Genomic DNA, 23,361 nt, shown 5'->3' with positions numbered 1-23,361 from the left:
TTTTAAAAAGGAGAAAAAACTTGCAAAAATAGAATGACGGCTGTATATTATTGATATATCAAACATTGACTAGTCAATTAATTGCGCAAAAGAAAGTGGGGATGGGTTTTGACAGCATGTTGTTCAGAGGAAGGCGAGATTTTATATCAGCTCCAATCACTGCATAAAGTGATCGGCACGAAGTTTGAAGCGTGCACCGGAATCAGCCAATCCCGCCTTGAGCTTCTCGCCGTGCTTTTTTACGTCGACGAGATCAGCCAAAGCGATCTTCAGAAAAAGGTGAATATTGATGGTGCAGCTGTTACGCGACACTTGAAACAGCTTGAAGCCAAAGAAATGGTTACGAGAAGGCGGAAGCCCGAGGACAACCGAATTATACTTGTCCGGCTTACTGAACAGGGGCGGGAGAGAATTGAGGCTTCCAAAAAGGAGAAGGAGCGTTTCATAAAGGAAATGCTTGCCGGTGTCAGCGCGGAAGAACGCAGTATGTTAAAAAACGTATTGTCACAGATGCAGAATAATATAGAAAATATGAAAGCATAGGAGTGTTTTACACATGAAAACAGAACTGAAAACAAACGACTTTATGGACATTATGAAAGGCCGCCGTTCCATTCGGAATTACGATCCGGCTGTGAAAATCAGCAAAGAAGAAATGACTCAAATCCTGGAAGAAGCAACGACAGCACCGTCTTCAGTCAACGCGCAGCCGTGGCGTTTTCTCGTCATTGACAGCCCTGAAGGAAAAGAAAAACTCGCGCCGCTTGCCAGCTTTAACCAAACACAAGTCAGCACATCATCTGCGGTGATCGCGGTTTTCGCAGATATGAACAGTGATGACTATTTAGAAGAAATTTATTCAAAAGCGGTCGAACTGGGCTACATGCCGCAGGAAGTAAAAGACAGACAAATCGCTGCGTTGACGGCGCATTTTGAAAAACTGCCGGAGCAAGTGAACCGTGAAACGATTCTGATTGACGGAGGACTCGTTTCCATGCAGCTGATGCTTACGGCACGCGCGCACGGCTATGACACAAACCCGATCGGCGGCTACGATAAAGAAAAGATTGCCGAGGTTTTCGGAATGGATAAAGAGCGTTATGTACCGGTCATGCTGCTATCAATCGGAAAAGCGGCAGACGAAGGATATGCTTCCTACCGTCTTCCTATCGAAACAATCGCACAATGGAAATAAGGTTGAAGTGAAGCTGAGGGGAGAGGGACAGTGGACATGATTGCAGCTGTTTTCGTCGGAATTGTAGCTTTAGAACATGTATTTATCATGATACTTGAAATGTTTTTTATCAATTCGAAGGCAGCTAAGCGGTCCTTCAAATTGCCGAAGCATTTAGAAGGTGATCGGAATGTAGCGGTCATGTTTGCAAATCAGGGTCTGTATAATGGATTTCTGGCTGCCGGCCTCATTTGGGGGCTGATCCTCGGAGCTGATCCGATTGGCCATATGATTCAAATGTTTTTCGTCATCTGTGTGGTCATCGCGGCAATTTTCGGAGGCTTTACTTCAAACAAATCAATTATCGTAAAACAAGGACTTCCGGCTGTTTTAGCGCTTATTTTTCTTTTAGCGGCGTAGCAGACGGAGTGAGGGCTTCCGGAATGGGAGCCCTCTTTTTTTATTCTGTTTTGAAAATCATTCTTTAGGCGGATCTTTTTTGAATTACAGATAAATGCTTACCGCAGAATAGATGAGCAGCAGACACATCACGATGCGAAACGCTTTATCGTGTTTCTCAAAGAGATGTTTAAAAACAGAGCCGAACGCCGACCACAGCAGTAAAGCCGCCCAGCCCAGGAGAATAGCCGACGCGAGCCAGAACGCAATCAATGGATACGTGTGCTGAAATGGCAATATAAAAGCGCTCATTAAGGTTAAAAAGAATAAAATACTCTTTATATTGATCATTTGAAACAGAAATCCCGATAGAAAAGACGATCGGGTTTTTTCAGAATCGCCTTTTGATGTTTTGGGCAGCGAGATCTGCCAAGCCAAATAGAGCAAATAGACGGCTCCGGCAATTTTAAAGTAAGGTTCCACGACGGGAATCCAATGATAGACACTCATGGTAAACAGACCGCTGAGAATGCCGAGCACTGCAAATCCCGTCAGGATTCCGCCGTTAAAACGCCATGAACCGATAAAGCCGGCTCTGCGCGCTTCATTCATCATTAAAATATTGCTCGGCCCGGGCGTAATAGATGTCATCAGGACATAAGAAAGAAAAGCTATGATACTCATTAAATCACCTTCATTTGCTAATGTGATGGAGCCGTTTTTTATTGTATGATAAGAATAGGTATAAATAAAATTGAAAAATAAAATCGCATTATTGATTTTTTCGATGCATCTTAGAGGTGAATTCATATGGAGATCAGACATCTTATTACATTTCAGGCCATTGTAGATAAGGGAAGCTATACAGGGGCCGCGGCGAAGCTGGGATACACGCAGTCGACGATTACGACTCATATTCAGGCGCTTGAACAGGAGATCGGCGGCGCATTATTTACGTACGAAAAAAGGCGTCTGAAACTGACGCCTTTAGGGAGAGAGCTGATACCGTTGGCCGAGGATTTACTTTCCGCCCATGACAAGATCAAAAATATGCAAAGCATTCACGAGGTGAAGGGCGTTTTAAAAATTGCGGCGCCGGAGTCTTTGACCATTTCCAGACTGGGGCCGATTATCAGAGAATATTCAATGAAGTATCCGAACGTCAATATCATATTGAGCAACGGAACATGCGGGCAGAATCAGGTGGAATTAGTAAGCGGCCGCGTGGATATCGCATTTATGGTGTATCCGGAGATACAAATGGAAAAATGCATACATCATTCTTTATTGGAGGAACGCATCGTCCTCGTGGCGGGCAGTGACGCACCGGAACATTTTGACGACTATCAACAAAGCGGCAAGCACTTTTTTATTACAAATGAAGAAGGATGCAGCTATCGGACTATGTTTGAACGATTTCTCGTCAAGCATGATATCAGTCATTTACAAACAATGGAACTGTGGAGCATAGAGGCCATTAAGCAGACGGTGATGAGCGGACTCGGTTTCTCCGTTTTACCTTATATTACGGTAAAAGAAGAGGTAAAAGCGGGGAAGCTGAAAATTCTTCAGCAGTCTGAGCCGTTCGAGCGGCTTTATTCTCATATGCTGGTCAAAAAGAAAAAATGGCAGCTTCCGGCCGCTGAAGCTTTTGTGTCGCTTGTTCTTGAGATGATAGGTTAATTTGAAAGCCGATGCCTGCGCGCATCGGCTTTTGTTTTTGTCCGGAATCTTAATGACATTTTCGATGTCAGCCAGCTTTGACTCCATACCTACCTTTTTTAAAAAAAGAGAGCTGATCAGCAAATATGGTATGATTTACATAATCAGGGAGTGAGAAGATGAATATGAAGAGAGCGTATTACGCTATTTTATACAGCCAGACCGCTATCAACTTGGGGTTTTCACTTTATACGATGGCTGTCATCTTGTTTTTGTTTACAAAAACCGGTTCGACGGCGATGGCCTCTCTTATGACGTTCGTCAGCATTGTATGTCGCGTATTGGGCAGCGCCGTTTTGCCGCTGGTCACCGGCCGGTTCACGCTTCGGTCTTTGTTAATCAGTTCTCAATTGATACAGATCACACTGTTAGTCTGTTTGTTTTTTGTCATCCAAACCGGTTCGACCGCATTCTTTTTACTGCTGTTTTGTCTGATCGGAGGCATTTCTTTTTGCAACGGATGGTTTGCTCCGATAAAAAGCGCACTGATTGGGGAAATCATTCCTCCTGATCGAAGGGCGAAAGCGAACGGTTTATTATCTGCGGCGGATCAGACCGTTCAGTTTGCGGGGTGGTCTCTGGGCGGCGTCATCATAGCGTTCTTGGGAGAGAGCGATACAATGATCGTCACTGTCATGTTATTGGTTTCTTCGGTTTTGGGCATCATTCTGTTTCTTCAAGTACGCTTGTGTGCGCCGGCAGCAGTCAGGGAACGTTCCCTTTTTGCAGATGCGGCAAGCGGCTGGGTGTATTTATTTCAGCAAAAACAGCTCAGGGTTCTCATTGTGATGGATGTGATCGAATCGTGGGCAGGCATGATATGGATTGGGTCTGTGTCCTTGACTTATGTGCATGACGTCCTTCATAAAGGAGAGGCTTGGTGGGGGTATGTCAACGGAGTCTATTATGCAGGGACGATGATCGGCGGACTGATCATCTATAAGTTATCCGGTAAGTTTCAGCATCATCTCATTCCGCTTATGCTGACGGGAGCCTTGGCATATGGAATGTTCACGTTTATTTATGGGTTGATCACAAGCGCCGTTACGGCCCTTTTTCTGGTGCTGTGTATGGGGCCGGCTTGTGTATTACGAGATCTCACGCAGGAAACATTCCTTCAAAACATCACGACCGAAAAGACACGGGTCAATATATTAGCGGCGAGATCAGCTTTAGTTCAGTTCATTTTTATGTTTTCTATTATCGGAACGGGGGTTATCTCGGATGTATTCGGCGTGCGGTTTATTTATATTGGCGCAGGCCTCCTCTTATTAATTTCGGCTTTTATCGGATTTTCTCAGCTGCGAATGAAGAAGATGGTACAAAGCCGCATGTAGTGTAGTATAATGAAGAACGTACGTTCTATATCGAGAGAGGAGAGGGTAATGTGGGACATCTGGCACTGCAATTGTATGATTATCATCTTTGGGCAAATCAGCAAATATTCACCCGGCTTAAAGAGCTTCCGGAGGATGTGTATCGTAAGGAGATTCAAAGTGTCTTTCCGTCGATAGCCGGTGTATTGACTCATGTGTATCTGTCGGATAAGGGGTGGTTTGATGTGTTCTCCGGAGAGCGTCTGGAGGATACCCTGAAATCAGCTGAACAGCAAAAAGAGGACATCTTGTCTAAAGAGATAGAAGAGCTGGAAGATATGTTCTCGGAATTATCAGACCGGTATCAATTATTTTTGCAAAAGGAAGAAAATATCAGTCTCCCTCTTGAAATAGAGCATCCGTCAGGTGACATCATGAAAACCGCAGCGGCCGATATGATCCTCCATGTTGTGAACCACGGAACGTATCATCGCGGGAATATAACAGCCATGCTCAGACAGATGGGGTATGCTTCTGTGCCGACGGATTACGGTATGTATTTATATATAAACAATAAGTAAACAAGACAGCCAACGCGGCTGTCTTGTGATATCCGTAAAAAAGCCAAATCATATGAGTGATTTGGCTTTTTTATTTGCTATGCCATGTTCTGCAGCCGTTCTAAACTGTTTTTCCAATTCGCTTCAAGCGCTGTAAAAGCAGCGGCGGCATCTTGCTGTTCTAATGCGTGAATGATATCAGAGTGTTCATTATATGATCTGTTTAAAGCGCCGTTTTCACTGAAATAGCGGATTTCCATTCTCTGAATTTTGACTTTCAGGCTTACTAGCAATTTGTGAAGTTCGGCGTTGTCCGCAAGCAGAATGATGCGATGGTGAAATGCATTGTCCGCTTCCAGGATGGCCAGTTTATCGCCGTCTTTCATTGTTTGAAGAAGATTTTCATTCAGCTGTTTCAATTCCTGAATCACGGCATCGTCCACATGCGGGAGAGCTTGCTGCAATGCGAGTTTTTCAAGCGTCCAGACGATGGAATACAAGTTTTCCGCTTCTTTTAACTCAATCGGAGCGACAAGCGTCCATCTGTTCGCTTTTGTTATCACCAAGCCGTCATCTTCCAGCCGCAATAAGGCTTCCCGTATCGGGGTGCGGCTGATTCCCAATGTTTCCGACAAATCCTTGTCCTTTAACTTTGTTTCCGGTTTGAGCTTGCCCGTTATGATCCAGTTTCTGAGTGTGCGATACACTTCGTCCCGCATGATGGTTCTTTTCAGCACAGGTTCTTTGTTTTGATTATCCAATGGAACACCTCATGAATCGTAGTATACATATTTGCATTTTACCACAGTCCGGGCGCTGGTTAGAAATGAAGAGGGACGTCTAAGAATGAATCGAACCGAGATGCTTCATCTCAATATGCTGAAAGTCAGCGGAGCCGCCTTCAGAAAAGAGCGTGATTCCCTGATCTTCGTGTTTTGGGAACACTTCATTTGTCAAAACGGTTTTTCCGTCGTCTGCAAATACTTCAATACTTGTTTTATCCACGAGAATTTTCAGATGGACGCGCCCTTTGTTTCCGTCAAATGGGGCTTTGCTTTCGGCGTATGCACCGGTTTTATCAGGCTGGTCTGTAAACGATCTGTTCACATAGGCATAGCCGTCTTCTGCCGAAATACCGACATCAATATGCCGACTTTGGTCTGCTGATTCTCTGAGTCTGACGCCTGCATTTTTGATATCTGACCAAGCGATATCCATATCAAGCTGATATGTATCACCTTTGATCGGCAGTGTCTCTGAACCGTTCACCTGTTTGTGTTCTATGCTGTCAGTTGAAGAGGTTAATTGGTTCAATGCTTCAACCGGCTCTGACACAAGGCTGTATGTGCCGCCGTCCTGCTGCTGAAGGCGGATTTCACGGACGATAGAATCCGTGCCGTTAAAGCCGTTTTTTAGTGTCGGTGTTTCATTCGGATAATCCCAATTGTTCATCCATGCCAGCGCATAGCGTTTTGTCAGCGGATCTTCGCTATTACCGTCCTCAAATGTGACGCCGCCGTACCAGTCAAAGCCGTAATCGAGCCATTGCGGTTCTTCTTGATCGGCGGAAAATTCCTTCCCGTCAAAGTTTCCGGTCCAATACGCGTACGTATTCGGTTTGCCTGCGGGTTTGCCGTTTGCGCTTGCGCCCAGAACCCACTTGGGTGTTCCGTCATCTGCACGCATCATATAAAGGTCGGGGCATTCGATGAGGCCGATCTGCTGAGTGATAAAACCGCCCGTGTATGTCCAATTTTTTAAATCGAGTGATTCATAAAAACCGATTTTTTCGCCTTCGGCCATGGCCATCACCCATTTGTCATCCTGTTCATCCCAGATCACTTTCGGGTCCCGGAAATCCTTAGTTCCCGGATTTTTCATCACGGGCTGATCACTATAGGAAGTAAACGTTTTTCCTTTGTCCGTGCTGTACCATAAATATTGTTCCTGGGCTTTTGTTTTGGCTGTCGGCTGCGTTGTGACGGCGACCAGCGCGTTTTTGCCGAAGCCCGCGGTGTTGTGTTTATCAATGACGACAGAACCGGACCATATATCGCCGTTTTCGTTGGTGTATTTCGGAATAGCCGTGCCTTCGTCTGTCCAGTGCACCAAGTCCTCTGATACGGCGTGCCGCCATTCTGTGCCGTTGCCGTTCGGGTAATCCCGATTATAAAGATAGTAGTAATGATATTTCCCCTCGAAAAAAATGGGCTTTTGAGGGTCGTTTTTCCATTTGTCCGGGGTCGTAAAATGATACGCCGCCCGGTAATCTTTCTTATGCTCCGTGTTTGTGTCAGAGGAATTGTGGTTTTTGTTCGGCAGTAAGCCGACAAACAGGAACGCACCCAAAAAGATCAATATTACAACGGGCCATTTTCGTGCCATGATTGAATTCACCATCTTGTTGAGAAATAAAAGAAAATGCCAATGAAGTATCGGCATTTTCTTTTTGTTGTTATTAGTTGTTAACCGTAAGCTGTCCTTGTTCAAGGATGCTGTTTTTAACAACGGATGTTTTCTTGCCTTTGATGTTCATTAAGAAGCTTGGCGCAAATGTTGCCTTTTTATCCTCAAAGAAGCCTCTGTTTGTCATGTAGCTTGTGATCACGACATTGTTGCCTTTGGCTTGCGGCACTGCGAAGTGAGAGTAAGTGAACGTTACATCGTTAGGATCAAGACCCATTTGCAGTACAAGACCAGTTTTGTTCAGCGGCTTGTAAGGACCTGTTAAAGAGTTTGATACATAACCAAGCATGTAGATATCGTTGGAGTTAATACCGTCGATCGTCATTTTTGAACCGCGTGAATCAGTGAACAGGTACCATTTGCCGTTCATTTTGAAAACATTCGCGCGCTCGATTTCATCAGTTACCGTGTTTGAAGTGATCAACGGCTTCATGACTTTTTTCAATGTGTAGTCATTGTTTAATTCTACGATGCCGAGGGCGCCGTTCGCTAATTCAGCATCGCGTTTTTTAGCACTTTGCTGAAGCTTCTGACTTTCTTTACGGAAGAAGTTTGTGCTGCCGCCGTAGTACGCTTTGTTAAATAAAGATTCTTCGCCTTGGTATCCGTTATCTGTTCCCGTGTTGGCTTCGAATACAAGGTATTTATGGCCTTTGTCTTCAACGTAGTGAGGGTCTCTCAGCGTATGGTTGTCGCCGGATGTATAGTTCCCTTCATCGATAAACTGCTGAACGTTTTGATATGTTTTTCCGTCACCGTCAAAAATCGTTTTATGATCTTCCACTCCGTTGATCTTGAGCGTGTCATCAGATTTTGACACATTTACCTGCGCCGTTGTCAGGCTTTGTTTGCCGTAATGTTTACCGGAAAAGTCAGTGTAGAATAAACGGATTTTTCCGTCAGATGTAAAGGTTGCAGAACCGGACCATTCTTGTGTCTGTTCTTTCAGGATTTCATCATTGGCGTCGAACTTATCGCTGTCTTTAAAGACACGGCCCGCGTTTTTCCAGCTGTCGATCGAGTTGTCGCCGACTTTTTGATAAAACATGTAGATGGATGTGTCATCAGCGTCTTTCGGGCTTCCGGCAAGAGCAAACACGACGTGATAGCCGTTGTATTCAGCTACTGTTCCGTCAGCGTTTTGGAGCGGCCAGCTGTCCCACACATCCAGTCCTTTTGCGGACTCGATATTTTTAATTGTTGATTGGTCGAATTGAGGCACTTGGTATTTTTCACTTTGCTGCTGTTTAGGGATCTGCAGCATATCATGGCGTGTGATGTGAGAGACGCCGTACGTTTCTTTGTAAGGTTTTTGGGTATTTTCTTTCGCGAAGGCTTGAGTCGCTCCCCCTGCCAGAAGTGCAGTCGTAAAAGTTAGAACTGTGGCTCGTTTTGCAAATTTTTTGATGTTCATGTTCATGTCTCCTTTTGTATGTACCTTTTTTTGCGACCTGCCGATTCGATCCTCCTGCATTCATGGATGGCAGGTTTGTTACAGAAAAAAAGACCTAAAATATGTATGGGGTGACGCCAAAGAATACACTTTGCCCTTAACACATTTTAGGTCTTGCCTGCTTTATCAGTAACAATCCTGCATGATTTACTTGTCGACATCATTCTATTAGACTCTGATTCTATTGACAACTGGTCTATTTTCCTCTTTTGGATGATAGTAAAATGAAAAAAGGCCTTTTAATATATGGGTAATTGAGACTATGGGGTGCTCTGGGCCTAGGAAAAAACCTCTCTAAAAAAGAGAGGTTATTTTTGCTTGATAGATAATAAAGCGATGGTGGCTAAAATCAGCAAAGTACCCAGCCATTCTGATATTCCGAAGGGAACATGCAGCCAGATCACAGCTAAAAAAGCTGCCGACAGCGGCTCTGCACAGGCGAGCAGGCTGGTTTCAGAGGCACTCAGATATTTCAGGCTTTCCAAGTAGCAATAAAAAGCGATGAGCGTTCCGAAAATGATGATAAACACGATCGCGGCATATGCAGGAAAGGACCACTCGCCTTCAAATTTCCAGGGCGGGCGGATCAAGCTGAGGGCGGCTCCGCCGATCAGCATGCCCCATCCGACAATAATGGCCGATCCCCATTTCTTCAGCAGACGATGCGGCTGAAGGGTGTAAAACGCCAGTGCAAACGCCGAACTGATGCCCCAAAAGACGGCCAGACCGGATATGGACAGGCTTCCGACATTCCCGTGCGTGACCAAAATGAATGTGCCGGCAACCGCCAATAAGACGGCGAGGAGCTCTTTTGCTGAAGGAATTCTCTTTGCGCGAATCGCTAAAAAGCATGTAATGATCGCTGGCCCTAAATACTGAAGAACGGTAGCAGCGGCTGCGTTGCCGTACTCAATTGCCGCGAAGTAGGTGTATTGAACGCCTAACATTCCGAAAATCCCGAATAAAAGAAGGGGAATTCTGTCCCGTCTGTCTTTCCAGACAGCCCATATCCGTCCTTTTTCTTTGCGGTACGCGATGCCGAGCAGAAGCGCCCCTGACACCAGAAGGCGCACCGAAGTCAGCCATTCTGTATTAAAATGGCGGTGCTGGAACAGATACTGGGCAACCGTTCCCGAGACCCCCCATAAGATAGCTCCTGTCAGCACAAGCCAAATGCCTGTTGTTCGTGAATAAGAAAGAGCAGCGTGTTTTTCCAGGATAGACACCCCCGATTCTGACGTTGTGATAGTAACTAACAATAATTAGGAAATGAACGTCCTCCATGTGATATATTATATATTGTATATTAAATTCCGTCAAAATGATTTTCGGGGGAAAGCGCTTACGAAACGGCCGTCTGATGAATGAGCAATAAAAAAACACCCCGGCGGGTTTCCGGGGTGTGTTGGTTATTCTGCAATCGCGTCTGTTAAAACAGGAACGACTTGTTTCTTTCTGGATACGACGCCTTTTAAAAGAGCCGTGTTGTTTTCTAAAGTCACGTTGAATGCTTTTTCCACTTTTGACGCTTGATCACCGATGGCAAGCGCAAGGGAATCGTTTTCCAGAATATCCGTAATCACGAGAAGGAACAGGTCAAGGTTCTTCTCAGCAATTACTTTTGAAAGAGCCGCTTCTAATTCCGGCTGCCGCTTTTTAACATCTTCAATATCAACTGTGTTGACTTGGGCGATTTCGACTTTTTTGCTGCCGAGCGTGAACTCTTTCGCATCAAGAGAAATCAGTTCTTCCACAGTTTTTTTGCTTAAGTCGGCGCCCGCTTTCAGCATGTTTAAGCCGTACTCTTCCGCATCTACGCCGGCAATTTCAGCAAGCTCTTTTGCCGCTGCGATATCTTGCTCCGTGCAAGTCGGAGATTTAAATAACAGAGAGTCGGAAATGATTGCTGACAGCATGAGGCCCGCAATTTCTTTCTCGATTTTCACGTTATTTTCTTTGTACATTTTGTTTAAGATCGTAGCCGTACAGCCGACCGGCTCAGCACGGTAGTAAAGAGGTTCCGCTGTTTCGAAGTTGGCGATACGGTGGTGGTCGATAACTTCAAGAACCTGAACGTCTTCGATATCCTTGATGCTTTGCTGGCGTTCATTGTGGTCAACAAGGATGACGCCGTTTACTTCGTTTGCGGCTGTTTCCACCAAACGCGGGCTTTCCTGCTTGAAATAATCAAGCGCGTATTGTGTTTCGCCGTTGACTTGTCCGAGGCGGACGGGCTCAGCATTGAAGCCGAGTTTATTTTTTAGATCAGCGTAGGCAATGGCAGAGCAAATGGTATCTGTGTCTGGGTTTTGATGTCCGAAAATAAGAATTTTTTCCATAATAACTCCTTGTCCTTTTTTGTAGTGTAAACAATCTTTTTATAGTTTAACACGTCTTGAGGAGGGTGTAATCTTCAAAACCTTAAAAATTGATGTGAAAAAGAAGCATTTTTGTTGAGAGGTGGGGAGGGTTGCGAGTAAAATACTGGGTAAGTCAGATGCTAATCAGCATATAGTATCAAAAAAGGTACTATGGAGGATGAAAAATGAACATATATCCGAATAAAGAAGGTTGTCCGGTTGAACTGACGCTTTCCGTTATCGGCGGAAAGTGGAAGGGTATTTTGTTTTATCATATGATCGGCGGAAAAAAGCGGTTTAATGAGTTTCGGCGCATTTGCCCCAGCATTACGCAACGTATGCTGACGCTTCAGCTTCGCGAGCTTGAGGCGGACGGCATCGTGCATCGGGAGGTATATCAGCAGGTGCCTCCAAAGGTGGAGTATTCTCTTACCGAATTCGGCAGGTCGCTGGAACCGATCGTTTTGCAAATGAAGAAATGGGGAGATGCCAACCGGGAGTTTCTCGAGGCATACCGGGAAAAAACGTCTCCTCAAGATCAGTCCGCTCAAAAATAAGAAGCAGCAAAGGATTAAATTCCTTGCTGCTTTTTTTTATTTCATCGCGATGGCTTTTCTGGCATTGCGTACATCATTTTTCAGCAATTCGCTCAGGTTGTAAGCCGGATATTGACCCCGTTCTTCCATATACTCAAAGACCATTTGGTGCCACTTGATGGCCGCGTTTAAGTGCTTGACGAAGACGTGTCTTAATTGAGGTGTGGCCGTCTCTGTAATGGCTCCGGCATAATTGCGGACAGATGTTTTGGCCAGAATGAGCAGGCCGCCGCTGTAAAAGGAGGAATCAGCGCGCTCTTCTGTTTCATCCTCACGAAAAGCGGGAGCTTCAGGGAAGAAAGGAAGCAGTTCACGCAGATTTTGTTCCAGCGAATGGATGGAAAATCTGTAAAGCTGTTTTAATCTGGCATCGCTTACGTCCCGCTCTGTTCTTTTTAATTTCACAAGTCCGTTTGCCTGGAAAGCTACTAACTCATGCAGTTCTAACGTTTCATGCCATGCTAATGTTCTCCGCTCAGTCATGGTGTAAGAATCTCCTTTATCCTTCATTTTCACTTTCAGCATATGCCCCGGTCCCGATGTTGTTCCTGATGTTTTGAAGTTTCCAGAAAGGGAAACTCAATGTAAAGGAAATACGAAATAGAGGTGAAACTATATGTGGGACATGATAAAGAACTTCTTCCTTTTCAGCAGCGGGGTTTTGCAGGCGACCACTCTCTTACTTATCGTTATCGTCTTGTTATATGTACGAAAAACCAAAAAGAAAAACAGAGATACTTCTGGTTTCATGGATGATCAGGATCACTGATACAACGGGCATTCTTTCACTAGGATGTCCGTTTGTCTGTTTTCATGTTTCACATGGAACATTGCGGCTGTCCGCGCTCATTTTACTTGCGATTTCGACTTATGTTAAAATATATACGTGTATTTTGGAGAGTTTATGGAAAATTCAGGTCTTGAAAGAGACATTGCGGCGTCAAAAGAGCAGTCGTCTAAGCTGCTCTTTTCTATTCGTATGTTCGAATGATACAAGGTTTGAGGTGAGTAAGTGAAAAATACAAGGGCTCTAATAGAAGGCGCCATTTTGATCAGTATTTTTGCAATCATTTCCCTTTTGGTCGTGTACCTCCCTTTACTGGGGGCAATTCTTCTCTTTGCTTTGCCGCTGCCGATCATTCTTTACACCATTCGGCACGGTCTGAAGCCCGGGGTATGGATGGGGCTTGCCAGCCTTCCTGTCAGCTTTATTGTAAGTTCGTTTACCGGGCTTACAGGCGCTTTTACGGCGGCCTGTACGGGAATCGCCATGGGATATTATTTTAAAAAGAAACAGCCCGGCTATGCGGTTGCTGCCGGCGCTATGGCGTATGTGCTGTGCGGCGTCGTTTTTTTTGTGGTCAGCATCGTGTTTCTTAATATGAATGTGGTTGATACCACCATGTCCCAGCTTCGGGAGTCGCTGTCTGTGGCTGATACCATGTCAAAACAGCTCGGTTACGGAGACCAGTTCGGGAAGCAGATCAAGCTGATGGAAAGTCAGCTGAGCACGGTTCAATATCTTTTTCCGACAGTGCTCGTATTGACCGGCATCGTTTTTTCTTTCCTCAGTTATGCTATGGCAAGGCCGCTTTTACGGCGATTTTCCCCTGATCTTCCGAAGATGAAGCCTTTTAGAGAGCTCAAACTCCCGCAAAGCGTTGTCATTCTGTATTTTATTGTGACGATATTAGGGTTTCTGCCTTTAGAAAAAGGGCATATGCTGTATTCGGTTTCATTGAATGGGGGATTTATTCTCAGCTTGCTGATTTGTATTCAAGGATTAGCGTTTATTTTTTTCTATTGCCGCGAAATGGAGATGCCGAAAGCCGTTCCTGTATTAGCAATTGTGCTGGGGGTGCTTTTTCCGCTCATCTTGTCCGTGTATCTCCTCTTAGGCATCATTGACATAGGCTTTAACATAAGAAATAAGGTGACGCGAAATTGAGTGTGACTTACAGGTGGGGAGTTGATAGAAATGCCTAGTTTTTATGAAAAACCGTTGTTTCGGTATCCCATCTATGCATTGATTGCATTGTCAATCATCATAATTCTCATCAGCATTTACTTTAACTGGCTGATAGGAGCCATCGGCGTTGTGCTGCTCGCCGTGATCTTGTTTTTCATTAAGCGTGCGGATTCTCTGATCAGAAAAGAAATTGACGATTATATCTCCACGTTATCGTATAGATTGAAAAAAGTAGGCGAAGAGGCATTAATGGAAATGCCTATCGGGATTATGCTGTTTAATGATCAATATTACATTGAGTGGGCGAATCCGTTTTTGTCTTCCTGTTTTAATGAAAGCACGCTCGTCGGACGCTCGCTGTATGACACATGCGAGGCCGTCGTGCCGCTGATCAAGCAGGAGGTCGATTCGGAAACGATCACCTTGAATGAGCGGAAGTTTAAAGTAGTGATTAAAAGAGATGAGCGCCTGCTTTATTTCTTTGATGTGACAGAACAGATTCAGATTGAAAAGCAGTACGAAAATGAGAGAACCGTGCTGGCATATATCTTCTTAGATAACTATGATGACGTCACACAGGGGCTGGACGACCAAACGAGAAGCACGATGAACAGCCAGGTCACCTCATTATTAAATGCGTGGGCGCAGGAGTACGGCATTTTCCTGAAACGGACGTCCTCGGAGCGGTTTATCGCGGTGTTAAATGAACACATTTTAACGGAGCTTGAAAACGCGAAATTTTCGATTTTGGATGAAATCCGAGAAAAAACATCCGTTCACACTGTATCTTTGACCCTCAGCATCGGGATCGGCGCATCGGTTTCTTCCTTGAAGGAGCTTGGAGATCTGGCGCAGTCCAGCCTCGATTTGGCTCTCGGCCGCGGAGGCGACCAAGTGGCGATCAAAATGCCGAACGGCAAGGTGAAATTTTACGGCGGCAAAACGAATCCGATGGAGAAGCGCACAAGGGTGCGCGCCCGGGTGATTTCTCACGCGCTCAAGGAAATTGTCTCAGAAAGCAGCAATGTCATTATCATGGGGCACAAATTTCCTGATATGGACGCAGTCGGAGCCGCAATCGGAATATTGAAGGTGGCGCAGGCCAACGGCAAAGAAGGCTACATCGTCATTGATCCGAACCAGATCGGATCAAGTGTTCAGCGTCTGATTGAAGAAATTAAAAAATATGAAGAGCTGTGGTCGCGGTTCATCACGCCGGAAGAGGCGATGGAAATTTCAAATGACGACACGTTGCTTGTCGTCGTTGATACACATAAACCATCCCTTGTGATGGAAGAGCGTCTCGTGAACAAAATCGAGCACATCGTTGTGATTGACCACCACCGCAGAGGCGAGGAATTTATTAAAGACCCGCTGCTCGTTTATATGGAGCCATATGCTTCATCCACCGCAGAACTCGTGACGGAGCTGCTTGAATACCAGCCGAAGCGGCTCAAAATCAATATGATTGAAGCGACGGCCCTGTTAGCTGGTATAATAGTGGATACGAAGAGCTTTTCCCTTCGCACGGGCTCGCGGACGTTCGACGCCGCTTCTTATTTGAGAGCGAAAGGCGCAGATACGGTTCTGGTGCAGAAAGTTCTCAAAGAATCGGTCGGTTCTTATATCAAGCGGGCGAAGCTGATCCAGCATACGTCTCTTTATAAAGAACATATCGCGATTGCTTCTCTTCCTGAGAACGAAGAGGAGTACTTTGACCAGGTGCTGATTGCGCAGGCGGCTGATTCCCTCTTATCGATGAGTGAAGTGGAAGCTTCATTTGCGGTAGCCAGACGGGATGAGCATACGGTGTGCATCAGTGCGAGATCGCTGGGCGAGGTCAATGTGCAGATTATTATGGAGGCGCTGGATGGCGGAGGGCATTTAACCAATGCGGCAACCCAGTTATCGGGCATTTCTGTCTCAGAAGCGCTCGTCCGGCTGAAGGAAGCCATTGATGAATATTTTGAGGGAGGCGTTCAGAGATGAAGGTTATTTTCTTACAAGATGTAAAAGGTAAAGGAAAAAAAGGCGAAGTGAAAAACGTAGCAGACGGTTATGCACATAACTTTCTCATTAAAAAAGGCCTCGCTGTCGAAGCAAATGCGACAAACATCAGCGCATTGAAAGGACAGAAAGAAAAAGAGAAAAAAGAAGCGATTGCCGAGCTTGAAAGAGCCAAAGATTTGAAAGAAACGCTTGAACAGCTGACTGTTGAGCTGAGTGCCAAATCCGGTGAAGGCGGCCGTCTATTCGGATCTGTCACAAGCAAACAGATTGCAGAAGCGCTGCAAAAAACGCATAAGATTAAAGTGGATAAACGGAAATTGGAGCTCCAAGACGGTATCCGCACACTGGGATATACAAACGTTCCTGTAAAGCTGCACCCTGAAGTTCAGGCTGTGCTGAAGGTTCACGTAAAAGAAGAAGCGTAATACACAATGAAAAACCCGCCGATCCGGCGGGTTTTTTTCATGTCAGCAGACGGCGCAGCGCAAGAAAATGATGAGATTGTTTCATTTCCGATCATCACCAGATTGCATATTATATTACATCATAACGAAGGATGTGTCGGTATGAAACGATTTTTTTCTGAAACATATTTTAATAATCCGGAGAATAAAAAGGCGCTGGAGCACTATCCGCTGATCGGTGATGGAAAAGACGGGGAAGTCTATCGCTTAACACACAACAAATGCGTAAAATACTTCTTTGAAAAAGGGACATGCAAAAAGGAATTGGCAGCTTTAAAGACCGGACAAGGTTCCCCGGTGATTCCAAGACTGTATGAATACGGAGATCGTTATATTGTGATGGAATATGTCCAAGGCACCTCTCTTGCCCGCCATATCAAACAAGAAAAATCCCTGTCCGTCAAACTGACTGCTGATATTTTAAATATGCTGGATGAATTAAAAAGAATCGGTTTTACCAGATGGGATGCCGAAATCAGGCACATTCTGATCAACGAACACGGAAATCTTAAGGTCATCGACCATAAAAGAGCTTTTTCCGCCATTACCCGGTTTCCCGTAAAACTATTAAAAGGACTGGACAAATACGGCTTGGCGGATGAGTTTTTGAACACTATAAAAAAATTAAATCCGTCACGTTACCTGGAATGGCAGCCGCACATGTAAGTTTCTGAAAATCCGCACATGTAAGTTTCCTTTTTGTAGGGTCGTCATATGATATTTGTAACATTTGTTTGGTGGAGTGTGGAAAAAATGGCAGAATACATTATGGTTATCGGCGCTCATCCCGATGATGAACTATTGGGATCAGCGGGCACCATAAAACGGCTGATCAATGAAGGATATAAAGTAATTTCCATTATTACGGCATTAGGAAGAAAAGAAGAAGCTCATCATATTAAACAATTAGGCGAACGCGCGAATCAAGAGCTTGGAATTGAGAAAGTCATCTTTTTGGAGCATACGAATTTAGAGCTGGAATGTATCCCTCTTCATAAGCTTGTCAAAGAATTAGAGCAGCTCATTCGCGTCTATCAGCCTGATAAAATCTTTACACATCATTACGGCGATATCAATATGGACCACCAGAGAACATTCCAAGCAGTTTTAACAGCCGCCAGACCGCTTCCGAATCAAAAGCCTATCGAACTGCTTACGTTTGAAACGCTATCTTCAAGCGAGTGGGAGAGGAATACGGCTGATAAACTCTTCAAGCCTAATTACTTCGTTAACATCACAGACACAATGGATGCCAAACTCGCGGCGCTTCACCACTATGACGTAGAAATGAGGGATTACCCTCATCCCCGTTCATATGAAGGCGTAAAACATTTAGGAAAAGTCAGAGGGATGACGGCGGGTGTGGAATACGCTGAAGCTTTTGAAGTCGTGCGGAGGATCTGGAAATGATCAAGACATTTTCCGTCCCCTATCCGTATATGGTCCAGACGCTTGACCGCTACTACGGGGTCAAAACGCGCCCGCGAAAAAAGACGGCGGTAAAGACTCAGATGAAAAATGCACATCATATTCCGCGATTATACGGAAAAAAACAGAAGTTATCCATTTTGATTGCCACGTTTTGGGACTACCCGCACACGGGCGGTTTATCAAACTATATTAAAACGCTTAGTGAAGGCCTGAAAAAGAGAGGTCATAAGGTGGATGTCATATCCCCTAATCTGTTTCCGTCCGCACAGGTAAAAGAACTGCGGGCGGATGTTGTTCCGAAATTAAAAGATTTCTTTAGTGACAGATATGGGGATTACAGTGATCATATTTTGAAGAATAATCGGCTGATGTTTATATACGAGCAAATGCTTCAAAAGATTCATCTGGAAAAATATGATGTGTTTCATGCACAAGATTTATTTACAGCCAATATATTAGGCAGATTCAATCAAATCTATAAGAAACCTTTATTTTTTACACCGCATGGCATGTTTACTTTCAACAGACTTAAATTTCACATCTTTAAAAAAGGATCGGTAGAAGAGTTTTATTATAAAAAACTAGAGATGAAAGCCATTGAATACGCAGATCGCCTGATTATTATCAGCGATACGTTCCGCAGCCCGCTTATGAAGCTCGGAGCCGAACAGAAAGACATGACAACGGTGATTACAGGAATCGATTACGATGCAAAAACAGGCGGGAAAAGAAAAACCCCGGTACCGAAAAATAAGATCATCATCTCGTGTATTGCAAGATTAGGCCCGAGAAAAGGTCACAAATATTTACTGGACGCACTTTCGAGAATTCCATCTGATGTACTTGAGCATGTTGAAGTGCTGATCGCGGGCGACGGAGAGATGAGGAGCGCCTTAGAGGAACAGGCTCGAAAACTGAATCTATCTATGGTTTCCTTTTTAGGAAAAAGAGATGATGTTCCCGCTATTTTGAATGTGACGGACATATTCGTACTGCCGACCATTAATGATAGTCTGCCTATTTCGATTATTGAAGCGATGTTCAGCGGCTCGGCTATCATCGCGACCGATTGCGGGGGTATTCCGGATCTGATCCGCCATAACAAAACGGGGCTTATTGTCGAGCCGGGAAATGCAAAGGTTCTTGCCCGGGCTTTAGCGTTTTTTATCACTAACAAATCTGCGCGGAAGATAGCTGCTTCAAACGCAAAGGCCTACGCAGAGAAATATTTAAGCAGTGAGACGATGATAAAAAATATCGAATCGATTTATCAAAATACCAACAGCTCGGAGGGAGATCATGAAACATGAACATGCAGCCGTTGTACTTGATTTCAGTGCAAACGGGATTGGGATCATTCGCAGCCTGGCCCGAAGAGGAATCGATGTTTACGCGTTTGACACGGAGGGACCTTATCGTATCGGAAAATCAAGGTTGGCAGATTGCGGGATATGTCCCAGCCCTTTAACACAAGAGGAAGAACTGCTGACATTTCTGACTGATTTCGGGAAGCGATTCCAAGCAAAGCCGGTTCTGTACGCAGGATCTGATGATTATGCGGGATTTATATCTAAATTCCGCGAGACATTAGCCGGCTTTTTTTTGTTTTTGCTCCCGAGCCGCTCTCTGTTAGAAACGGTCTTAGATAAAAGCAAAGCATATGAATTAGCGGTCAAGCATCACATCCCCTGCCCGAAAACCTTTTTTCCGAACAACCGGGATGAGCTGGAAGAGGCCATCGCCAATATTGACTTCCCGTGTATTTTAAAACCGGTGGCCGGCCATGAATACAGAAAAAAAGTAAACAAAAAAGCAATTGTAATGAAGGATGCCGCACAATTGCGCAAGGAGTTCAGCTCCTACAGAGAAAATGGAGAACTGCTCGTGCAGGAGATCATCCCCGGAGACAACCAGTGTTTTTATAAAGTCGCCACTTTTTATGATGACCAAATGAAATTAATGGGCCTATTCTCTCTGCAAAAGAACCATCAATTCCCTGCAGATTTTGGCGCGGGGGCCCACGTCGTCAGCAAACGGCTTCCTGATTTAATCGAGAAGACCCTGCCGTTTTTTGAAGCGATTCAGCTGAAGGGAGTAGGCATGGCGGAATTTAAAAAGGATCCCCGGGACAATGTTTACAAGTTTATCGAAATTAATCCGCGCTTTTGGCTCAGCCATAGCCTGACAGAACCGGCAGGCGTTCATTTCGTTTACATGTACTATCTGTATTTGACCGGACAACATGTGAAGCCCCAGCTCGAACAAAAAGACGGAATCAACTGGATTTATGAGGTGCGTTATTTCTTAACGTTTTTGAAGAAACGAAAAAGAGGAGAAATGACGTTCCGGGATTTTTGGAAAGGGTGTAAAGGAAAAAAAGAGTACGCTCTTTTTGCTTGGAATGACCCGATGCCATTTATCAGAAACACTTGGTCTCATCTCAAAAACAGCTGGAAACGGAAGCGGAAGGAAGATCGGCATGTATGAAAAGGATCTTTTGTATGGCGCATTTCAAAAACTGAGAATTGACGAAAAACTGTCGTATTCGTTCGGTGAAAGGGCTGCGGTGAATCCGGATGACATCACATGCCTGAAATCGACGGACAGAAGCGCCATTTATAAACTGTTTGTAAAGAAAAAATCCGGAACTGTTCCGCTGATATTGAAGGTATATAAATCTTCCCGTGAAAAAAATAAGGTCGAGATTAATATATACGGGAAAGCCCGTTCCGTTTTAGGGGATTTGCTGCCGGACATCTATCTTATAGAAGAAAGTGACCATGAAACGTGGATATTTATGGAGTTTGTCAGCCAGATCAGGGGACAGCTTACATTTCACCCGAAGCATTTCAAGTATATTATTCCGTCTGTCGCAGAATTGCACAGCCGCACCTTTGAAAACAAGAATATTTCTGACGGTAAATGGCGGTCGTGGCTGCCGGTATATGAATCGGAAACCATGAGAAAAGGGCGTAAAAAGCAGATCAAAAAGACAGCGGAATTATTGGATAGGGCTCTTAAAGATGAGCGCACAAAAGATATCGTGAAGCCTCATTATCGGCAAATCACAAACTTGCTTGAGCAGGAGGAGCCGGATTTTTTCCCTGAATTGATACAAAACGGCTCAGCCATCACACACGGTGATCTTCATATGCAGAATATCTGCACCCACGATGCGTCCGGGCATGAACCGTGGGATATTCAATTCATCGATTGGGAATCCGCAAAATACGCGCCGGTTTGGTTTGATATGACGGTGCTGGTTGAAATTCTGCTTGGCTTCAGAAAAGATTGGAGCCGGCACGCAGAAGATATTCGGACGTATTGCGTAAAAGTGTATACGAAAGAAATGAAAAAGCGGGGCATTCATTTTCAGACCCCTCCTATGACGCTTTATAAAATGGCTTATTTGCAGAGAACACTTGAAAAAGGGCTTCATACCCAATTGCGGAGAATCTTCGACAATCGGGGAGGAGAACTGCTGCCGTATCATGTTGACAAAGTGTCAAAATGGGGACGGGAATTAGGATTATAAGTTTGAGAGAGGGGGAGCGGATTTGAAAGAAGAGATCGGCAAGCCGAACGGTCTGGTGCCTCTAGCCTTATTGCGCGTCATGGATCAATTTTACGGGATCGAACATCAAGGTGAGCCAGAGATGCTGTATTCGTTCTGTGCGGAAGGAAAAAGCTCCCACAAACGAAAAAAGCCATTGCGTATTCTGTACGCAACCTTTCTCCGTTACCCGAATGTCGGAGGGTTGGCGAGTTATATCACATCAATTAAGACGGGTTTTGAGCGCATCGGTCATCAGGCGGATGTCATCTCGCCGCTCCAAATGCCGCCAATTTTTTTTCAGGAAGATATCCCGCGGGCCGCTGACGAGATCAGAGCGTTTCTTGTTGGCAGATACGGCGCCGTAAACGAAAAGTTTGTGAAGAATCTCAGCTATTTACATGTCTTTCAAAGATTTTTGAAGGAGAAAGACTTAGAACAATATGACCTGTTTCACGCGCAGGATTTATTTGCGGTATTTTTGCTGGGATACCTTAATCAAACGTACCAGCGTCCTCTTTTTTTCACGCCGCACGGACATTTTACGAAAAGCCGGATGAAGTTTCATAAAATCCAAAAGGGTTCAATAGAAGAGGCATATTTCAGTGAAATAGAAAGGCAGGGTATTCGGGCTTCGGATAAAATCATTACAATCAGCGACTCCTTTCACGAGCCCTTGCTGGAGTACGGAGCGAAGGAGGCCCAGCTGAAGACTGTTCATACCGGTATTCACCTTCAGGGTGCCCCTGAGTCAAAACGTGCTGAAAAGCTCGTGATCGCGTGCGTTTCCCGTCTGACCGAGCGAAAAGGACATGATGTGCTGCTGGACGCTCTCGCCCGCATCCGGCACCATTTATCCGGAGTTGATATATGGATCATCGGAGACGGAAACATGAGAGGGTTTCTGGAAGAGAAGAGACGGAAACTGGGCCTCTCAAATGTGTTTTTCCTCGGAAAACGACGTGATGTGCCGGCGCTTTTGGCTGAATCATCTATATTTGTCCTGCCGACATTGAATGATAATTTCCCTATAGCGATCATCGAAGCGATGTTCTCAGGTCAAGCCATTGTCGCAACTGACTGCGGAGGAATCCCTGAGATGATCCGGCATGAGGACACAGGGCTTATTTGTCAGCCCGGCAACAGCCGCGAACTTGCTGATGCTCTCGTAATGCTGATTACGGATCAGTCTCTCAGGGAACGGCTTGGAAAAGAAGCGCGCTCCTATGCCGGCCGGCATCTGCGTCAGGAACTGATGGTTTCAAAAATAGAAAGGATTTATCAATCATTTTTCTGAATGATACCGGCGCCGCATGGCAGGTGCTTCAAGAGCAAAATAAAGAGGCCGGCGTTTAACTATCCAGCCTCTTTCCGAACTATTTTTTCATCTCATACAGAGTCTGCTGACTTTGTCCGCCCGGGCCGCCTGTCATTCCTTGCCGGGCTGAGCTTGTTTTTCCGGTGCTGTATCGGTCAGCTGAGATTTTTGTGCCGTTCTTTTTCATCCATGAGACAAGCTTTGTGTTGCCTGAATTGTTTCCGGATAATAAGAAATGTTTCACTTTTCCTTCGTCAACAAGTTTTTTCAGCTGTGAGACGGTTAAAATCGGATCGGTTCCGTTCAAAGAACGTTTTACCAAAATTTTCTCCGCGAAAAAAGAGGCGGAAAGCCATCACTTCCGCCTCCCGCACATATATATGAGAGAGCAGCCTTTATTTGTGATCGTTCTCTTTTTGGATTTCAGCTAATTTGGCAAGCAGAATGTGCTGAGGCATGTGCATGATTCTCTCAAGCGGCATATTCAGTGATTCTGCGAGCTTTTGCGCCGTTTCGGCGGAAATTTGCAGCGGTTTCATGTGATCACTCCTTCCGTTTCTTTATTGTACT

25 protein-coding genes and 1 pseudogene are annotated in these 23,361 nt (G+C 45.0%); 17 read left to right on the top strand and 9 right to left on the bottom strand.

Annotated features, from left to right (window positions below):
• Positions 1-81: 81 nt before the first annotated feature.
• Genes NYE42_RS20230 through NYE42_RS20220 form a run of 3 tightly spaced genes read left to right on the top strand, consistent with a single transcriptional unit; the run spans position 82 to position 1,594 of the window.
• Entirely contained in the window at positions 82-543 is a 462-nt protein-coding gene (locus tag NYE42_RS20230) for a MarR family transcriptional regulator (protein ID WP_172437936.1), read from the top strand.
• 13 nt (positions 544-556) lie between these two features.
• On the top strand, positions 557-1,195 hold the full coding sequence (locus tag NYE42_RS20225) for a nitroreductase family protein (RefSeq protein ID WP_004393039.1): 639 nt from the start codon (positions 557-559) through the stop codon (positions 1,193-1,195).
• A gap of 30 nt (positions 1,196-1,225) precedes the next feature.
• Entirely contained in the window at positions 1,226-1,594 is a 369-nt protein-coding gene (locus NYE42_RS20220) for a DUF1304 domain-containing protein (protein WP_033574272.1), read from the top strand.
• Positions 1,595-1,678: 84 nt separating this feature from the next.
• On the opposite strand, the gene NYE42_RS20215 is transcribed toward NYE42_RS20220, so the two are convergent.
• On the bottom strand, positions 1,679-2,257 hold the full coding sequence (locus tag NYE42_RS20215; protein WP_012118916.1) for a LysE family transporter: 579 nt from the start codon (positions 2,255-2,257) through the stop codon (positions 1,679-1,681).
• Between the two features lie 126 nt (positions 2,258-2,383).
• Here NYE42_RS20215 and NYE42_RS20210 point away from each other — a divergent pair, with 126 nt between their 5' ends.
• The 3 genes from NYE42_RS20210 to NYE42_RS20200 all read left to right on the top strand — a co-directional run bounded on the left by NYE42_RS20210 (position 2,384) and on the right by NYE42_RS20200 (position 5,192).
• Positions 2,384-3,256: a LysR family transcriptional regulator gene (locus NYE42_RS20210; RefSeq protein WP_007409874.1), complete on the top strand. Its 873-nt coding sequence runs from the start codon at positions 2,384-2,386 to the stop codon at positions 3,254-3,256.
• A gap of 158 nt (positions 3,257-3,414) precedes the next feature.
• The gene (locus NYE42_RS20205; protein ID WP_327942052.1) at positions 3,415-4,632 is read left to right on the top strand and encodes an MFS transporter; all 1,218 of its coding nucleotides are present in this window, start codon (positions 3,415-3,417) and stop codon (positions 4,630-4,632) included.
• Between the two features lie 50 nt (positions 4,633-4,682).
• Positions 4,683-5,192, top strand: a complete 510-nt coding sequence (locus NYE42_RS20200) for a DinB family protein (protein WP_015240966.1) — start codon at positions 4,683-4,685, stop codon at positions 5,190-5,192.
• Between the two features lie 77 nt (positions 5,193-5,269).
• Here NYE42_RS20200 and NYE42_RS20195 read toward each other — a convergent pair whose 3' ends face one another.
• The 5 genes from NYE42_RS20195 to NYE42_RS20175 all read right to left on the bottom strand — a co-directional run bounded on the left by NYE42_RS20195 (position 5,270) and on the right by NYE42_RS20175 (position 11,429).
• Positions 5,270-5,932 carry a GntR family transcriptional regulator gene (locus tag NYE42_RS20195; protein WP_007409865.1) on the bottom strand — a complete coding sequence of 221 codons (663 nt, stop codon included), beginning with the start codon at positions 5,930-5,932 and terminating at the stop codon, positions 5,270-5,272.
• A gap of 79 nt (positions 5,933-6,011) precedes the next feature.
• Positions 6,012-7,568 (bottom strand): glycoside hydrolase family 32 protein, encoded by a 1,557-nt coding sequence (locus NYE42_RS20190; protein WP_105322169.1) that lies wholly within the window; start codon positions 7,566-7,568, stop codon positions 6,012-6,014.
• A 61-nt stretch (positions 7,569-7,629) separates the two neighbouring features.
• Positions 7,630-9,051 (bottom strand): glycoside hydrolase family 68 protein, encoded by a 1,422-nt coding sequence (locus NYE42_RS20185; RefSeq protein ID WP_015240964.1) that lies wholly within the window; start codon positions 9,049-9,051, stop codon positions 7,630-7,632.
• Between the two features lie 347 nt (positions 9,052-9,398).
• Positions 9,399-10,316, bottom strand: a complete 918-nt coding sequence (locus NYE42_RS20180) for an EamA family transporter (RefSeq protein ID WP_332888649.1) — start codon at positions 10,314-10,316, stop codon at positions 9,399-9,401.
• 183 nt (positions 10,317-10,499) lie between these two features.
• Complete coding sequence (locus tag NYE42_RS20175; protein ID WP_004393053.1) at positions 10,500-11,429, bottom strand: manganese-dependent inorganic pyrophosphatase; 930 nt, start codon at positions 11,427-11,429, stop codon at positions 10,500-10,502.
• Positions 11,430-11,635: 206 nt separating this feature from the next.
• Here NYE42_RS20175 and NYE42_RS20170 point away from each other — a divergent pair, with 206 nt between their 5' ends.
• Entirely contained in the window at positions 11,636-12,007 is a 372-nt protein-coding gene (locus NYE42_RS20170; protein ID WP_007615010.1) for a winged helix-turn-helix transcriptional regulator, read from the top strand.
• A gap of 36 nt (positions 12,008-12,043) precedes the next feature.
• On the opposite strand, the gene NYE42_RS20165 is transcribed toward NYE42_RS20170, so the two are convergent.
• Positions 12,044-12,529, bottom strand: coding sequence for a spore coat protein (locus NYE42_RS20165; RefSeq protein WP_007407913.1), 486 nt, complete (start codon positions 12,527-12,529; stop codon positions 12,044-12,046).
• A 133-nt stretch (positions 12,530-12,662) separates the two neighbouring features.
• Between NYE42_RS20165 and NYE42_RS20160 the strand changes: the two genes are divergently transcribed.
• The 10 genes from NYE42_RS20160 (at position 12,663) to NYE42_RS20115 (ending at position 22,770) form a co-directional block, all read left to right on the top strand.
• A complete protein-coding gene (locus tag NYE42_RS20160) occupies positions 12,663-12,815 on the top strand; it encodes a hypothetical protein (protein WP_004393059.1) in 153 nt (50 codons plus the stop codon).
• A 243-nt stretch (positions 12,816-13,058) separates the two neighbouring features.
• The gene (locus NYE42_RS20155; protein ID WP_007615002.1) at positions 13,059-13,994 is read left to right on the top strand and encodes a DUF2232 domain-containing protein; all 936 of its coding nucleotides are present in this window, start codon (positions 13,059-13,061) and stop codon (positions 13,992-13,994) included.
• Between the two features lie 30 nt (positions 13,995-14,024).
• Complete coding sequence (locus NYE42_RS20150; RefSeq protein WP_007407911.1) at positions 14,025-16,004, top strand: DHH family phosphoesterase; 1,980 nt, start codon at positions 14,025-14,027, stop codon at positions 16,002-16,004.
• On the top strand, positions 16,001-16,450 hold the full coding sequence (rplI, locus tag NYE42_RS20145; protein WP_007407910.1) for a 50S ribosomal protein L9: 450 nt from the start codon (positions 16,001-16,003) through the stop codon (positions 16,448-16,450). Before NYE42_RS20150 ends, rplI begins: the two co-directional genes overlap by 4 nt.
• A gap of 6 nt (positions 16,451-16,456) precedes the next feature.
• Entirely contained in the window at positions 16,457-17,155 is a 699-nt protein-coding gene (locus tag NYE42_RS20140) for a kinase (RefSeq protein ID WP_079891422.1), read from the top strand.
• A gap of 87 nt (positions 17,156-17,242) precedes the next feature.
• Complete coding sequence (locus NYE42_RS20135) at positions 17,243-17,899, top strand: PIG-L deacetylase family protein (RefSeq protein WP_032866867.1); 657 nt, start codon at positions 17,243-17,245, stop codon at positions 17,897-17,899.
• Complete coding sequence (locus tag NYE42_RS20130) at positions 17,896-19,230, top strand: glycosyltransferase family 4 protein (protein ID WP_095352482.1); 1,335 nt, start codon at positions 17,896-17,898, stop codon at positions 19,228-19,230. Before NYE42_RS20135 ends, NYE42_RS20130 begins: the two co-directional genes overlap by 4 nt.
• Positions 19,220-20,407, top strand: a complete 1,188-nt coding sequence (locus tag NYE42_RS20125) for an ATP-grasp protein (RefSeq protein WP_015418621.1) — start codon at positions 19,220-19,222, stop codon at positions 20,405-20,407. Before NYE42_RS20130 ends, NYE42_RS20125 begins: the two co-directional genes overlap by 11 nt.
• Positions 20,400-21,455 (top strand): phosphotransferase, encoded by a 1,056-nt coding sequence (locus tag NYE42_RS20120; RefSeq protein WP_007407905.1) that lies wholly within the window; start codon positions 20,400-20,402, stop codon positions 21,453-21,455. Before NYE42_RS20125 ends, NYE42_RS20120 begins: the two co-directional genes overlap by 8 nt.
• 22 nt (positions 21,456-21,477) lie before the next feature.
• Entirely contained in the window at positions 21,478-22,770 is a 1,293-nt protein-coding gene (locus NYE42_RS20115) for a glycosyltransferase family 4 protein (RefSeq protein ID WP_158185984.1), read from the top strand.
• A 79-nt stretch (positions 22,771-22,849) separates the two neighbouring features.
• On the opposite strand, the pseudogene NYE42_RS20110 reads toward NYE42_RS20115, so the two are convergent.
• A pseudogene (locus NYE42_RS20110) lies at positions 22,850-23,095 on the bottom strand (hypothetical protein); the annotation flags it as partial.
• A 91-nt stretch (positions 23,096-23,186) separates the two neighbouring features.
• Complete coding sequence (locus NYE42_RS20105; RefSeq protein WP_014306172.1) at positions 23,187-23,330, bottom strand: YycC family protein; 144 nt, start codon at positions 23,328-23,330, stop codon at positions 23,187-23,189.
• Positions 23,331-23,361 lie beyond the last annotated feature (31 nt).

The organism is Bacillus sp. FSL K6-2865, from assembly GCF_040311405.1.
In the GTDB taxonomy this organism is placed as follows: Bacteria; Bacillota; Bacilli; order Bacillales; family Bacillaceae; genus Bacillus; species Bacillus velezensis.
The sequence above is the reverse complement of the archived record's forward strand: the minus strand, read 5'-3'. Positions and strand labels throughout refer to the sequence as shown.